This is a genomic window from Oceanobacillus senegalensis (assembly GCF_900176885.1).
GTDB classification, from domain to species: Bacteria; Bacillota; Bacilli; order Bacillales; family Amphibacillaceae; genus Oceanobacillus; species Oceanobacillus senegalensis.
Genome location: NZ_LT839648.1, coordinates 3,018,403 through 3,031,794 on the forward strand (window position 1 = coordinate 3,018,403; position 13,392 = coordinate 3,031,794).

Annotated in this window: 13 protein-coding genes; 5 read left to right on the forward strand and 8 right to left on the reverse strand. The window is 38.0% G+C overall.

The features are described from left to right. Window positions 1-45: 45 nt before the first annotated feature. The 6 genes from CAO17_RS14435 to CAO17_RS14460 form a co-directional block, all read right to left on the reverse strand. A complete protein-coding gene (locus CAO17_RS14435) occupies window positions 46-1,266 on the reverse strand; it encodes an ISL3 family transposase (RefSeq protein WP_085991018.1) in 1,221 nt (406 codons plus the stop codon). 270 nt (window positions 1,267-1,536) lie between these two features. Further along, window positions 1,537-1,737: a cold-shock protein gene (locus tag CAO17_RS14440; RefSeq protein ID WP_085993380.1), complete on the reverse strand. Its 201-nt coding sequence runs from the start codon at window positions 1,735-1,737 to the stop codon at window positions 1,537-1,539. Window positions 1,738-2,152: 415 nt separating this feature from the next. Further along, complete coding sequence (locus tag CAO17_RS14445; protein WP_085993381.1) at window positions 2,153-4,288, reverse strand: heavy metal translocating P-type ATPase; 2,136 nt, start codon at window positions 4,286-4,288, stop codon at window positions 2,153-2,155. Further along, a complete protein-coding gene (locus CAO17_RS14450; RefSeq protein WP_085993382.1) occupies window positions 4,281-4,649 on the reverse strand; it encodes an ArsR/SmtB family transcription factor in 369 nt (122 codons plus the stop codon). The genes CAO17_RS14445 and CAO17_RS14450 overlap by 8 nt, the downstream gene beginning before the upstream one ends. A gap of 180 nt (window positions 4,650-4,829) precedes the next feature. Beyond that, window positions 4,830-5,042, reverse strand: a complete 213-nt coding sequence (locus CAO17_RS14455) for a hypothetical protein (RefSeq protein ID WP_245831856.1) — start codon at window positions 5,040-5,042, stop codon at window positions 4,830-4,832. A 314-nt stretch (window positions 5,043-5,356) separates the two neighbouring features. Continuing rightward, the gene (locus CAO17_RS14460; RefSeq protein ID WP_085993383.1) at window positions 5,357-5,611 is read right to left on the reverse strand and encodes a DUF2164 domain-containing protein; all 255 of its coding nucleotides are present in this window, start codon (window positions 5,609-5,611) and stop codon (window positions 5,357-5,359) included. 345 nt (window positions 5,612-5,956) lie between these two features. On the opposite strand from CAO17_RS14460, the gene CAO17_RS14465 reads away from it, so the two are divergent. Then, window positions 5,957-6,805, forward strand: a complete 849-nt coding sequence (locus CAO17_RS14465; RefSeq protein ID WP_245831857.1) for an endonuclease/exonuclease/phosphatase family protein — start codon at window positions 5,957-5,959, stop codon at window positions 6,803-6,805. 155 nt (window positions 6,806-6,960) lie between these two features. Beyond that, window positions 6,961-8,619 carry a metallophosphoesterase gene (locus CAO17_RS14470; RefSeq protein ID WP_218775570.1) on the forward strand — a complete coding sequence of 553 codons (1,659 nt, stop codon included), beginning with the start codon at window positions 6,961-6,963 and terminating at the stop codon, window positions 8,617-8,619. Here the strand turns inward: CAO17_RS14470 and CAO17_RS22150 are convergent. Both CAO17_RS22150 and CAO17_RS14480 read right to left on the reverse strand, forming a co-directional pair. Continuing rightward, window positions 8,583-8,864: a hypothetical protein gene (locus CAO17_RS22150; protein ID WP_085993384.1), complete on the reverse strand. Its 282-nt coding sequence runs from the start codon at window positions 8,862-8,864 to the stop codon at window positions 8,583-8,585. The genes CAO17_RS14470 and CAO17_RS22150 overlap by 37 nt on opposite strands. 47 nt (window positions 8,865-8,911) lie before the next feature. Beyond that, window positions 8,912-9,367: a CBO0543 family protein gene (locus tag CAO17_RS14480; RefSeq protein WP_085993385.1), complete on the reverse strand. Its 456-nt coding sequence runs from the start codon at window positions 9,365-9,367 to the stop codon at window positions 8,912-8,914. 798 nt (window positions 9,368-10,165) lie between these two features. Between CAO17_RS14480 and CAO17_RS14485 the strand changes: the two genes are divergently transcribed. The 3 genes from CAO17_RS14485 to CAO17_RS14495 all read left to right on the forward strand — a co-directional run bounded on the left by CAO17_RS14485 (window position 10,166) and on the right by CAO17_RS14495 (window position 12,955). After that, a complete protein-coding gene (locus tag CAO17_RS14485; RefSeq protein WP_085994508.1) occupies window positions 10,166-10,474 on the forward strand; it encodes a PadR family transcriptional regulator in 309 nt (102 codons plus the stop codon). 15 nt (window positions 10,475-10,489) lie between these two features. After that, window positions 10,490-11,683: a chromate transporter gene (locus CAO17_RS14490; protein WP_085993386.1), complete on the forward strand. Its 1,194-nt coding sequence runs from the start codon at window positions 10,490-10,492 to the stop codon at window positions 11,681-11,683. Between the two features lie 369 nt (window positions 11,684-12,052). Then, window positions 12,053-12,955 (forward strand): glycine betaine ABC transporter substrate-binding protein, encoded by a 903-nt coding sequence (locus tag CAO17_RS14495; RefSeq protein ID WP_085993387.1) that lies wholly within the window; start codon window positions 12,053-12,055, stop codon window positions 12,953-12,955. The last annotated feature ends 437 nt before the right edge of the window (window positions 12,956-13,392 follow it).

Sequence of the window (13,392 nt, forward strand, 5' to 3'; positions counted from 1 at the left end):
GGTTCTAAGTCAAATGTTGGGGTGGGGCTATTAGCTCCTACCCCTTTAACCTATTGAATTGGCTACGGATTTAAATTGATGGTGTAATAATACCCTTAATCTCAATCGATCATATCTCTTGAATCCAAAGGCATTTCTCTTGATAACCTTTGTTTGATTATTCAATCCTTCAATAAACCCATTACTATACCCAAAGGCAAAGCTGTTCAATATTTCAGGTTGCCAATTTTGTAGCGTCTGTATCGCTTTTTCAAATTCCTCTAAACCCGCATCTTTTACTTGCGTATAAAACTGATACAGCCCTTCTTTAACCTCTTTCATATTATCTTTTCCTATTTTCTTTGCTTCTTCAAACCAAGTTCGATAAGATTCTTTTAACCCATAAGCTGTTCTCAAATCTTCTGATAACCCTAAATATCTTTCTAAGTACCAATGTTGTTTTGCGCTAAGGGCTTCATAATGCTTATAAAATACATGCTTCATTCGCTTGCACTTTTTACGATCATAAGGGTGGAATTCTTTTTGAACTCGTCTTCGCACACGTTCGAGTGCCCAATAAATATAACGACAGAAATGAAATCGATCCGCTATAATAATAGGATTCCCCAATGCTTGTTGAACAGCTGATTTAAAGCTATGACTCATATCCATAATGACTATTTCTACTTTTTCTCCCTTTTCCTGTAGATACTTTTTCACCGTTTTTACGGACCGATCAGGAAGAATATCCAAAGGCTCACCTGTCTCACCATTACCGATAATGGTTTGATATTTACCTTTATTTGTATCGCCCTTATATTCATCGATCGCTATTACCCGTGGCAGAGCTTTAACCTCACGTAATTTACCAGCTGATACGTTATCAAAACGTCGCATAGCTGTATTGGATGACGTATGAAATTGGGCAGCAGTATCCTTGAAATTCTTCCCCTTTATCACTCGAAAACCTAACGCCTGATTCCATTCCACCGTATGTCGCTGATAACGATAGACAATATTATTGTTTTCTACAAACCTCTTTCCACACTCACACCTATAACGACGCTTACGATAAAAAATATAGGTTCTACGTTCAAACAATTTTAAATGCTGAATTTTTTGCACTCGATAATCATGAATACGCTCTGTTATCTCCCCACAAGAAGGGCATTTATGAGGTTTTTTTGGCAACTGAACATGAATATGAAAGGATCCCTCTATCTCCTCTGTTTTCGTTATTTTCATTTCTTCTAATCCAGGTAATTTCATGTTAAAATACATATACACGCAACTCCTATCCACTTGTTTCTCGTCAATTCAAGTTTAAAGGATATAGGAGCTTGCGTGTTTTTTTATGCTTAAATTTTATTAAAACCCCAACATATATTTTAGAGCCTTTCTTTAACTTACCTTACCGCATCCTTTCCTGAATGGAGGGTACCCTTCATCCCATAGGGTTAAAAAGAAACCTATCTCTGTAACCCGTTCGCTTTCTACTTTACCATGACAAAATAAAAAGCCCTTCCTGTGACAGAAGAGCTTTTTATCATTTATAAATTATTGTTTAACAACGTTAGTTGCTTGTGGTCCACGGTTACCTTCTTCGATATCAAAAGTAACTGATTGACCTTCTTCTAATGTTTTGAACCCTTCGCCTTGAATTGCTGAGAAGTGTACGAATACATCGTCTCCACCTTCTACTTCGATAAATCCAAAACCTTTTTCTGCGTTAAACCATTTTACTGAACCTGTGTTCATATGAAATTCCTCCATTGTGCATCTTGCACGTTTATTACTTTGTTGTTCTGATAATAATTCAAGACGATGAAATACATAGTAAGTTTATTACATAAATCTTGTATTGCTAGCACGAACAATTAAGTTAATTGTAGTATAACACATATAAATGAGAAAAGAAACCATCGTACCTAATCTTTAATAGATAATGCCACTTTGTTTTTTTCATACTGCTTCTTTAAAGGAAGATAGCTTTCATTGGTGCAAATTTATCAAAGATAATTATTTCTCCATCGGCATTTAAAACTCTTATCATCTCTTAGAGGCATTTATCTATAAGCTACAACGGATAAACAAGACTTCTAACCACTACATCAAATCGATTATCTCGTCTTTAAGATAACTACCATCCATAATTTTGTGTATAAAGCGTTTTTTAAGAAGCATCCTTCACTGTTAATAATCTCAAACTATTTAGTGTTACCAACAATGTTGCTCCCATATCGGCAATAATCGCTATCCATAGCGTTAACCAACCAGGTACAACGAACAGTAGCGCTACTAATTTAATGGCTAAAGCGAAGGTGATATTTTGTTTGATAATGGCTAATGCTTTCCGACTTAATCGAATCGTGTATGGCAGTTTCTTTAAATCATCAGACATGAAGGCTATATCGGCCGTTTCTAAGGCTGTATCTGTCCCCACACCACCCATCGCTATCCCTACTGTGGAAGCCGCAAGCGCAGGTGCATCATTGACGCCATCTCCAACCATAGCTACACGTTGATGTTTATCCCGAAGTTCTTTAACAAAATTCCATTTATCCGCTGGTAATAGATTCGCTTCTATATTGGTAACACCAATCTGTTTTCCAATAGCCGTTGCGGTTCTATAATTATCTCCTGTCAGCATGATGGTTTCGATACCACGATGATTCAATGTATCGATGACTTCTTTGGATGTTTTCCTTATTTCATCGGCAACAGCAATAAACATAAGCATTTCCTTTTCCGTGCCGAGCACCATTACTGTTTTCCCTTGGGATTGCAGTTCCGCAATCCCTTGCTTTCTATCCTGATCCATGCTTCCATGTAATTCTTCAAAAAGTCCGGGACTTCCGACATAGTACATTTCGTTTTTTACCTTCGCTTTTATCCCTTTTCCTGTGATGGATTGGAATTCTTCGATGGTGACGTCATCCATGTTTAGTCCCATTTCTTCTGCTTTTCTCACAATCGCTGAAGCAAGTGGATGTTGTGATCCCTTTTCCATAGCCGCTGTAATGGTAAGCCATTTCCTCTCATTTCCACCAAGTGGTACCACATCGGTTACAGCAGGAATGCCCTTTGTTAAAGTTCCGGTTTTGTCAAAAGCAATCGCCTTAAGATGTCCTGCCTCTTCTAAATAGATACCACCTTTAATTAGTACTCCATTTCTTGCTGCATTTCCGATTGCCGTAACTACAGCAACAGGTGTCGAAACAACCAAGGCACACGGACAGCCTACCACCAGTACTGCTAATCCTTGGTAAATCCACGCGCTCCAATCCCCTCCTAATAATGGCGGAAGGACCGCAATGAACAGCGCCAAAAGCACAATAGCTGGTGTATAGTATTTCGCAAATGTATCGACAAAAGCTTGAGAAGGGGCCCGTTCGGCTTGGGCTTCCTCTACCAAGTGAATGATTTTTGATAACGTCGTATCCTCTACTCGTTTGGTTACTTTTACTTCCAGAAATCCTTCTTCATTTAACGTTCCAGCAAAAACTTCATCATCGACTGTTTTTGTTATCGGAATACTTTCCCCAGTAATGGCAGCCTGATTTAAGGTAGAAGCTCCTTTCATAACTATTCCATCCATCGCTAATTTTTGGCCAGGCTTTACCATCATGATGTCCCCAACTTGAATATCATCAACGTGGATGAGCATTTCTTCCATTCCACGACGAATCCATGCTTCTTTTGGGGCAATATCCATCAATGTTTCGATCGATTTGCGAGCTTTATCCATGGAATAACGCTCTAACGCTTCACTAATTGAGAATAAGATAACAACAGTTGCACCTTCTCCCCATTCACCAATGAATGCAGCTCCTATAACTGCAATGGTCATGAGTGTTTTCATATCAAAGGTTAGTCTGCTTAAATTTTTCAGTCCTGTCTTGAATAGAGAGTATCCACCAATTAGAATCGATGCTGCATAACCAATGGTCGCAGGCAGCTGTTCTTCTGGGTACTGCTTTCCTAAAAACCAACTAAGCAGAAGGATAACCGTAGAAATATACACGTTTACGTTCTCTTTTTGTTTCCAGAACGGTTTACGCTCTACTTTTTGCTCTCTTTCATCTCGAATTTTTAGATTTTCAAATGCCCCTGCTTTTTCAAGTTCTCCAATGGTTGTATTTCCTTGAACGTAAAGCTTAGAGGCTCCGAAATTAACCTTTGCATCCTGCACATCAGGAAGTTCTTTCACATTATTTTCAAATGTCGCTGCACAATTGGTACAAGACAATCCTTGAATACGATACGCCTTCATTTCTTCTTCGGACCATTGTTCTAATGGTTTAGCCATGGACGAACGCCTCTCTTTGATGCGCCAACGCAATGGTGATTAATTGCTTAATATGTTCATCATCTAATGAATAAAATGCCAGTCTTCCTTCTTTTCTATATTTCACAATCCCCTGCTTATGAAGGTTCCGTAAATGATGGGATGCTGTTGCCACAGATGAACCGATAATATTGGCAATATCACACACACATAACTCTTCATCCTGACAAAGAGAATAGGCAATTTTCGCTCTATTATTATCGGCAAGCACCTTAAAAAGGGAAGCAACACTAGGTATATCCTTTTTTTCTAATTCCCCTTGTATTCGTTTCACTTTTTCTTCGTTATAACAGTAAATATCGCAAGTGTCTTTCTTCCTCACTCCTCATTCCCCCTCTTCATTCAAATATCTATTTGAATATAGTGTACCGCCTTTCCCCTTTTCAATCAAGCCATTATTTGAATGAAAAAGAATCGGGTTGGTTTATTCTAATCTATTCTTTGGAAGATGGGACTGTCATTTTCCATACCATTATGCCCTTATACATAAAAAAACACCTTTCTACTCGGAATGGTGCCTGTTACTTGGAAATTCATTTACTTTTTCTAAAGCTTTAACAAGTCGTATTCCCCAATATAATGCAACCCAAGGTAGAATAAACTTCGTAGACCACTCTATGGCATTAGCTATTACAAAGGAAGCGTTTATCCCGAACCTCGGAAGGAATAACCAAAGTGCCAACAAAACAATCACAGCAAACATTACATTTTTCAACTTAAAGTCCCCCTGTTTAAAAATAAATAATTGATGTGATATCCTCCACAGCTTCAACAGAATCTAAATGTAAAACTTATCCACCTCGATAAATAAAATCAAAGATATTGCTAGCGGCGAGTTGATTACCGGAAGCTTTGATATCGAGCATCATACCGCTTACCGACAATTTATCAAGATTTCTTCATTGTATTCCTTCATCCTATCATTCTTTTTACTCCGGCTACTAGATTAATGGAAACCACTCAAAATATTCCTATATGACAGGACCAAAATCAATGCTAATTATAATAGCATTTAGTCCATATGGAATCCTACCCCCTGTTCTTTCGTATGGGTCGTTCCAGAGAAAGGATATCTTCCTCCAAACTTAGCAACTTCTGTTCGACCATCTCTTTTGTATCCTTCACACCTTGATTATATAAATAAGGACCCACTTCCTTTACTACAAAATCAAGGAGGTTCTCTGCCGCTAAATGACCGATTTCTTCAGACCGTTCCGTGTAAAAATAGTCTAGCAGGGAGCTAATTATTTCCTCTTTGTTCTCTTTCGGAAGTTTCATAACCATCAACATCTCTCCTTTTTTATCGTTAAAAGTCTTCTAGTCTGTATCGCAAGTTTTGGCAACATAATCCAATTGTTTCAAAACAAGCAATCGGTTTCAATGGTTTTTGCATCAATTCAATCCTTTCACATTATTAACATTGTAAAAGTTTCATACATTAATAAACAGTAAATAATTGTAAAATTCCCTCAACAGTTGTTGTTTCTTGAAATAGTGAACTTTATATTGGTAGTGGGAATGACTTCACCTATTATATCTTTTGTTGATTGGAGGGCGGATAAATAATAAAACTAGATTTAAAGTATGCATGTTCATTAGATTTATCATCATTAAAGGAGGTTTTATAACTTGAGAAAACGGGCTTATTTTTTGACAACGTTAGCAATTCTAATAGCTATGACATTCATAGGCATGCCAGCTTTTGCAGCGGACGAATTCTCACGTGGTGAGGCTGTTAAGCTAAACGTGATGTCCTACAACATTCATCATGCGGTAGGGGAAGATAATGTACTAGATTTAGAGCGAATCGCACAGATTATCAAAGAATCCAATGCGGATATTATCGGTCTTCAAGAAGTAGATAATCATTGGTCTAGCCGTAGTGATTTTCAAGATCAGGCAAAATGGCTGGCAGACCGGTTGGACATGTTCTATACTTATGCAGCCAATTTAGATTATGAACCATTAGCAGAAGGTGATTCTCGTAGACAATATGGTACAGCCGTTCTCAGCAAGTACCCTATTTTAGATTCTGAAAATCACTCTCTTCCTAAAATTGGTAATACAGAACAACGTGGATTGCTGGAAACAACCATTAATGTAAAGGGAACACATCTTCATTTCTATAACACTCACTTGGCTTTGACATCCGAAGAAAGAAAACTGCAAATCAATAAGCTTGTTGAAATTACTAGACAAGCGGATGGACCAAAAGTCATTGTTGGTGATTTAAATGCAACTCCTAAGAGCGAAGAAATGAAACAAATGTATGCTCATTTTGCGGATGCCTTTGTAGATAGCAATGACGCGTATACGTATTCGGCTGATAATCCATCGAAGCGAATTGACTATATCTTTACATCGAATGAAGTGAAAACAGATAATGCGAAAGTGATTGGTACACAAGCCTCTGATCATCTTCCAATACTAACGGAACTCATCATTGAGTGTAATACACCCTTTGAGAATGGACGATGAGTGGAGACAGATCTTATTCAACATTCTAAATAGAGCATCGAGCAGGATGCAGATTAAATCGTGCGAATTTGAATGGAAGGTTACCCGCTGAGTAATTAGAATGAACCGACCTATTAACGCTTATCCCCTAAATATAAAAGGAAAGGATGTAAATAATGAGAGCAACTAAATACGTTTTTGTCTTGATCATGGTTTTCAGTTTGGTGGTGACTCCATTTTTCCGAGACTCCAACCATGCAGAGGCTAGCTCGTCAGCTTTTAAAATTGCCGTTCTACCTGATACCCAAAACTTAGCCATGAATCATCCAGAGATCTTTCGCGCCCAAACGCAGTGGATTGCCGACAATTGGGAGGAACAGAATATCAAGTTTGTCATTCATGAGGGAGACATCGTTAACAATAACAATACACCCCAATGGGAGGTTGCTTATGATGCGATGCACACTTTAGATGGTGTTGTTCCTTATACTGTTTTACCAGGAAACCATGATATGGGTACGGGGGGTTCTGCAGATACACGAGATACCACCTTATATAATACCTATTTTTCAGTAAGCGATTTTTCTAAAACGGAAACTTTTGGGGGCGTTTATCCAGCGGAACCGAACAAGTATGATAACAATTATCATACCTTCAATGCTGGGGGAACGGAATGGTTAGTACTATCGCTGGAATTTGGACCAAGAGACCCTGTATTGGATTGGGCTAACGAAGTAGTTTCTTCTCATCCCAATCACCGTGTCATTGTAGTAACACATAGCTATATGTTTTCGGATGAGACCCGCCATAATACAGGACATGCCTGGAATCCGCATCATTACGGTGTAGCTTCTGAACCAGGTGGAGTTAATGATGGGGAAGAAATGTGGCAGAAATTCGTCAAGCTACATCCGAATATCTCCATGGTTCTTAGTGGACACGTGTTGAATGATGGCCAAGGCCGTCGTGTATCTGTAGGAGATAATGGGAATAAAGTCTATCAGATGCTAGCTAACTACCAGATGCAAGAAAATGGAGGAAATGGTTTTATTCGACTTCTGGAAATTAATCCAGAAAAAGGGACGTTGAAAGGAACCAGTTACTCACCATATTTAGATCAATATAAAACGGACTGGCAAAATGAATTCCTTTATACAAACGTTGAATTGGGTACACCAGATTCAAATGTTAATCCGCCAAAGTATCTCCTAAAGGATGACTTTAGTGCGGGTGAGAAACCATACTGTAAAAGTGAAAATAGTAATTTTGACTGTGATGATGAAGGAAACATGGACGGTTGGACGGTAGTGGATGAGGGAACGATTTCCGCACCATCCAAATGGTCTGTAGTGAGAGGAGAAGTCGTACAGTCTTCCAACATCTATGCTCCAGATGTTTCTGCTGTTGACAATCGTAAGGGTACCTTCGCTTATTACAACAAGGGCGGTGCGTTCGCTTGGAAGGATTACTCGTTTTCCACTACATTACGATCCACCGATGATGACGGAATTGGTCTTATGTTCCGCTATCAGGATCCAGATAACTACTATAAACTAGAATTGGACGAGCAACGTGAATTCTACAAGCTATTCAAAGTCGTCGACGGAGTGGAAACGACACTGGCCCACGTGAATAGACCAGGATATATTCAAGGCGCTAATTTTGAACTAGAAATCAAGGTTATTGGTAATCAAATTCAGGCGTTCCAGGACGGAATCAACCTATTTGAAAAGCCTATTATAGATGATTCCCATTCAAAAGGTACGGTAGCTCTATATGCTTGGGGAAACCAGAATAGCTATTTTGATGATGTACTGGTAACAAGTGAAAAATGAATAAACGTGTCAGGTGATAAATAAGGGAGGTTCTCATTTATCACTAGGAGTTTTCCTCCATTTTGAGAAATGAGAATGTAGTACACCCTGAAAGTTAACGTAAAAAGTAACTTTCGGGGTGTTTTTGATTCCTGGTGCCTGGCACTTCCCCCAATTGAATTTATTTCTTCCCATTCATTTCTCAATATTCCCATTTTAATGGCGGCAAAATATTCACCCTCTATGATTCTTGCTTCTTCTTTCATTCCTAACTTTTCTACTACTTTTTAATTCTTTATGTGTTGTTACATTGCTAGGCATTTTTATTTACCCAATCCATAAAGTAACGTACGAAAACAATTAGAATAAATACACTTATAAACGTGTATAACCATGTCCATGTATGGTATTCTATAATATTAGTGTACGTTTCCAACAAAACTTCTATCAAGGTTAGAGCAGAAGTATATAATAAGCCTTGCAGAAAGGTTCCGGTATATGTCGAATGATAGGTTGTTTTATAAAAATAAAGGCAAATGACTGGTAATGTGAGCATTTCAAATTGCAAGCTCGATTCAAAATGTTTTTCAAGAATTTTAACAGGGTAAGATAGCATTTTTTCCTCTACAACAACTGTACCAGCGATGACCGAGACATAACTAGTAAACAAAAATATAATCAGCCAATCTTTAAACGGTAACTTTGGCAAGATAAAAAACAGCATTGCAACTCCAGCGATAAATGCCCCCCATAAAATTATACTTTCCATGAGTAGCTCCTTCATCCTTAATGAATATGATATGGTCCCAGCTTATGAAATAAATATATATTCTTTGAAAACTGAGTAAACCATTCTAAATATAAAAAATCAAAAATTCCTTCTAAAACATTGTCAGGTAATCAAAGGCTTCCTTTTATTTGTTCCATGGTATTACATTTATCTATTTATTAATGTAACCATCCATATCAATTTTCATTTTAATTTTTATTAAAAGTCTTATCTTTTTTCGGTTTTATCATCCACTTTTTCAACTAGGTAAATATCCACTTGTCCAAGAAAATTATATAGATATCTTATAAATGATTAGACAAAGGCTAGAAGATAAACATCTAGGAATAACGTGGGGAAAAAACATTGTTCGTATAACAACTTCATTTTAATAGGCAAAAGGCGGTTCATTTTGCATATCCCCTAATCCTTGCTAGCATTTAAGGATTATGCATCCCAAGTGAAACCGCCTTAAACTTTTTTAATACCGAGGTCGCTAACCGGGCTTGTTCCTTTTGATTGTCTTTTAATATATTTCGTGCCATCTACTTGTTCACCGCTTCCACTACCTACCTCTCCTTCTAATCTCTAAAACATAAAGTCGTATTTTCAATGGGCTTCCAATGCCTCCTTTCCTCTTTGCTTATATATATCAGCCCGCATGTTACCTAAATGTAAATTTTTATTTGGTTTAGTAAATGGTGTTGATTGACAGAAGAAGATATGTTATCTTTCTAATATTGATGTTCGATATCGAATAGCAATATTAAATTCCGATATGGAAAGGTGTTGATTAAGCTGGAGGACAAAGTACTTAGGAAGCTCTTTTTAGGGTTTATCCATATACACATTTTACACCATGCAAAAGAACATCCAATATACGGCACATGGATGCATGATGAACTTCAAGAACACGGTTATGAAATTAGTGCAGGAACCTTATACCCCATTCTTCACAATATGGAGAAAGATGGACTTTTACTGAAAAAAGAGCGTAACGTAGAAGGTAAGATAAGGAAATATTACACAGCAACTAGCAAAGGGGAAGAAATTCTCGTTCAAGCCCGTGCTAAAGCATATGAATTGTTTAAAGAAATCAAAGATTAGAGAGGTGGTGCAACCATGAATGAAACAAAGAATAAAAAGTTTAAAACATGGTTAGAAATTTTAATCGTTTCTACTAGGCTGGGATTGACTTCATTTGGAGGACCTATCGCACATTTAGGTTATTTTCATGAGGAATACATCCGAAGAAGAAAGTGGATGGATGAAAAGAGCTATGCAGATCTAGTAGCACTCTGCCAGTTTCTTCCCGGTCCTGCTAGCAGTCAGGTCGGAATTGGTATTGGTGTCATGCGTGGGGGTGTATTAGGAGGATTTATATCTTTTCTAGGCTTCACACTCCCTTCCGTCCTTGCATTAATAATTTTTGCCTCTCTACTTCATACGTTTGGAATAGAAGATGCAGGATGGATTAATGGATTAAAAATTGTAGCTGTTGTCGTTGTTGCTCATGCCGTTTTAGGTATGGCTAAGAAGTTAACACCAGATCTGCAAAGGAAAAGCATCGCATTATTTGCATTAGTCGTTACTTTATTATGGCAAACAGCTTACACACAGATTGGTGTAATCTTGTTAGCTGGAGTTGTTGGTTTCTTACTTTATAGGCAGCAAACGTTACAGGAAGATCAAGCAGTTACATTTTTTCCTATTTCAAGGCGTTTGGGATACTTTTGTTTAACGTTTTTCTTTGGATTACTAATCGTTCTACCTATACTACGTAACCTTACATCCGTAGAGTGGGTCGCTATGTTAGATAGTTTTTATCGTTCCGGTGCACTCGTGTTTGGTGGAGGTCATGTTGTCTTACCATTACTGGAACAAGAATTTGTACCGACAGGTTGGTTAACTGAACAGGAATTCCTTGCAGGATACGGTGCAGCTCAAGCAGTTCCAGGACCATTATTTACATTTGCCGCATATATTGGTGCAGTCATTAATGGATGGCAAGGTGGTCTATTTGCTACATTTGCAATCTTTTTACCCGCATTCCTTCTTATTTTAGGTACATTACCATTTTGGGATTCCTTACGTAGTAATCCGAAAATAAAAGGTGCACTAATCGGAGTAAATGCCTCTGTTGTAGGTATCTTAATATCTGCACTTTACAATCCAATTTGGACCAGTTCCATCCATACTCCCATTGACTTTGCTCTAGCAGCAATTCTATTCAGTATGTTGGTATATTGGAAGTTACCACCATGGATTATCGTGGTATCTGGGGCTGCTGGTGGTTTACTCATCTCATATATATAGAATTTCATGAGAAAATTAGTTTCTAACACGATAGAAAGGGCTATTCCAAACGGATATGGGATAGTCTTTCTTATTATTTACAAAACGTATTGATTGAAATAGCACAAGCGGTAAGGCTCCAAATGGAAAAAACAACAAAATTATCCAACGATTCAAACATGTGTGGAATTCTGACAAAAAATGTGACTGAGCTCATTGAACATCTTTATTCCGCTAATATTGGCTGAGAATAGCTTTAATGAACTTTGCTCTATCCCTTGTTTTACTTTATGATACAAACTATCGGCCAAATATTTGGTACGAAATTTAATACATAGCAAGGTTATAAATTTATCTGCTATTCTAATGCAAAGGGGTTTTATCAGAAGAATGAAATTACGATTAAAGATGATTGGTATCTTCCTCTTCAGTATAGGGGTGTCACTATTCTTAGCAGGCTGCCAATCCAATGGCGGTGATGAAAATACCACCGAGAAAAATGCAGGAGCTGACATTGATGAAATTGTAGGGATTGAGCCAGGATCCGGTACAATGAATATTGCCCAAGAAACTGTTGATGCCTACAACTTGGATGTAGAACTAACACCAAGCTCCGAACCAGCAATGGTCACAGAGCTGGAAAAAGCTATAGAGAATAAAGAACCGATTGTGGTTACCCTTTGGCAGCCACATTGGACGTTTAGCGAATATGATTTAAAATTCTTAGAGGACCCTAAGGGAACCCTAGGAGAATCAGAAAACATACATACAATGGTTCGGCACGGCCTTAAAGATGAGCACCCGTCAGCCTATCAGCTGTTGGACAACTTCTACTGGGAAGTAGCTGACATGAATGCCGTGATGTCAAAGTTCGGCCAAAATGAGGATGTAGAACCGCGAGAGGCGGCGGAGGAATGGATTGCAGACAATCGGGATAAAGTGGAATCTTGGATAGAAGGCATTGAACCTGTTGAAGGAGAAACCGTTGAACTGGCTTATGTCAATTGGGATACGGAACTATCTTCTACCAATGTGGTTGCTCTTGTTCTTGAAGAATTGGGCTACACTGTTGAATTGACCCCGCTGGATATGGGGATTGCATTCCAATCTCTTTCTAAAGGGGAAATCGATGGGATGTTAATTGCCTGGCTTCCAGTAGGTGCTGCCTCCTATGTTGAGCAATATAAGGATGAAATCGTTGACTTGGGTCCTAGTCTAGAAGGAGCACAACAAGGTTTTGTTGTACCAGAATATATGAGTATTGATAGTATCGAGGACTTACCAACAAAATAAACAAAGAAAGGGACACCAATCGTATGGTGTTCTTTTTCTTATTGATATCATAGAGCAACTGATTAAAATAAAGATGGTAAACTCAACTGAATGACAGTACATCGCCTTTCTACTGCGACACAATAAACAACAAAGTATACAAAACAGCCTTTGAGAATGTGAAGCGTTACGTATATCAGTGGATGGTGTTAGCAAAATGGTAGTGAATGAATATGAGTAGACTTTTTAAAATTGGTTAGGATAAAAAAGAACATAATATCAACCTTCAACGTCATTATTAGAAGAGATCGTATTCGCTTGTCCTGCAAATGCGTTCGTTTATCTAAAACTTGGGATGTAAATAATGTTAACTACCTCGAACTACTTCTTTGCTAAACCATGAATCATGCCATAAATAAACGGTACATGTTTGAAATAACGTATACTTTTGGAAAGGG

Excerpts from the sequence above, each read along its gene's own strand:
- CAO17_RS14440 (WP_085993380.1), bottom strand. The coding sequence starts at position 1,737 with ATGAACACAGGTTCAGTAAAATGGTTTAACGCAGAAAAAGGTTTTGGA.
- CAO17_RS14445 (WP_085993381.1), bottom strand. The coding sequence starts at position 4,288 with ATGGCTAAACCATTAGAACAATGGTCCGAAGAAGAAATGAAGGCGTAT.
- CAO17_RS14460 (WP_085993383.1), bottom strand. The coding sequence starts at position 5,611 with ATGGTTATGAAACTTCCGAAAGAGAACAAAGAGGAAATAATTAGCTCC.
- CAO17_RS14470 (WP_218775570.1), top strand. The coding sequence starts at position 6,961 with ATGAGAGCAACTAAATACGTTTTTGTCTTGATCATGGTTTTCAGTTTG.
- CAO17_RS22150 (WP_085993384.1), bottom strand. The coding sequence starts at position 8,864 with ATGAAAGAAGAAGCAAGAATCATAGAGGGTGAATATTTTGCCGCCATT.
- CAO17_RS14480 (WP_085993385.1), bottom strand. The coding sequence starts at position 9,367 with ATGGAAAGTATAATTTTATGGGGGGCATTTATCGCTGGAGTTGCAATG.
- CAO17_RS14490 (WP_085993386.1), top strand. The coding sequence starts at position 10,490 with ATGAATGAAACAAAGAATAAAAAGTTTAAAACATGGTTAGAAATTTTA.
- CAO17_RS14495 (WP_085993387.1), top strand. The coding sequence starts at position 12,053 with ATGAAATTACGATTAAAGATGATTGGTATCTTCCTCTTCAGTATAGGG.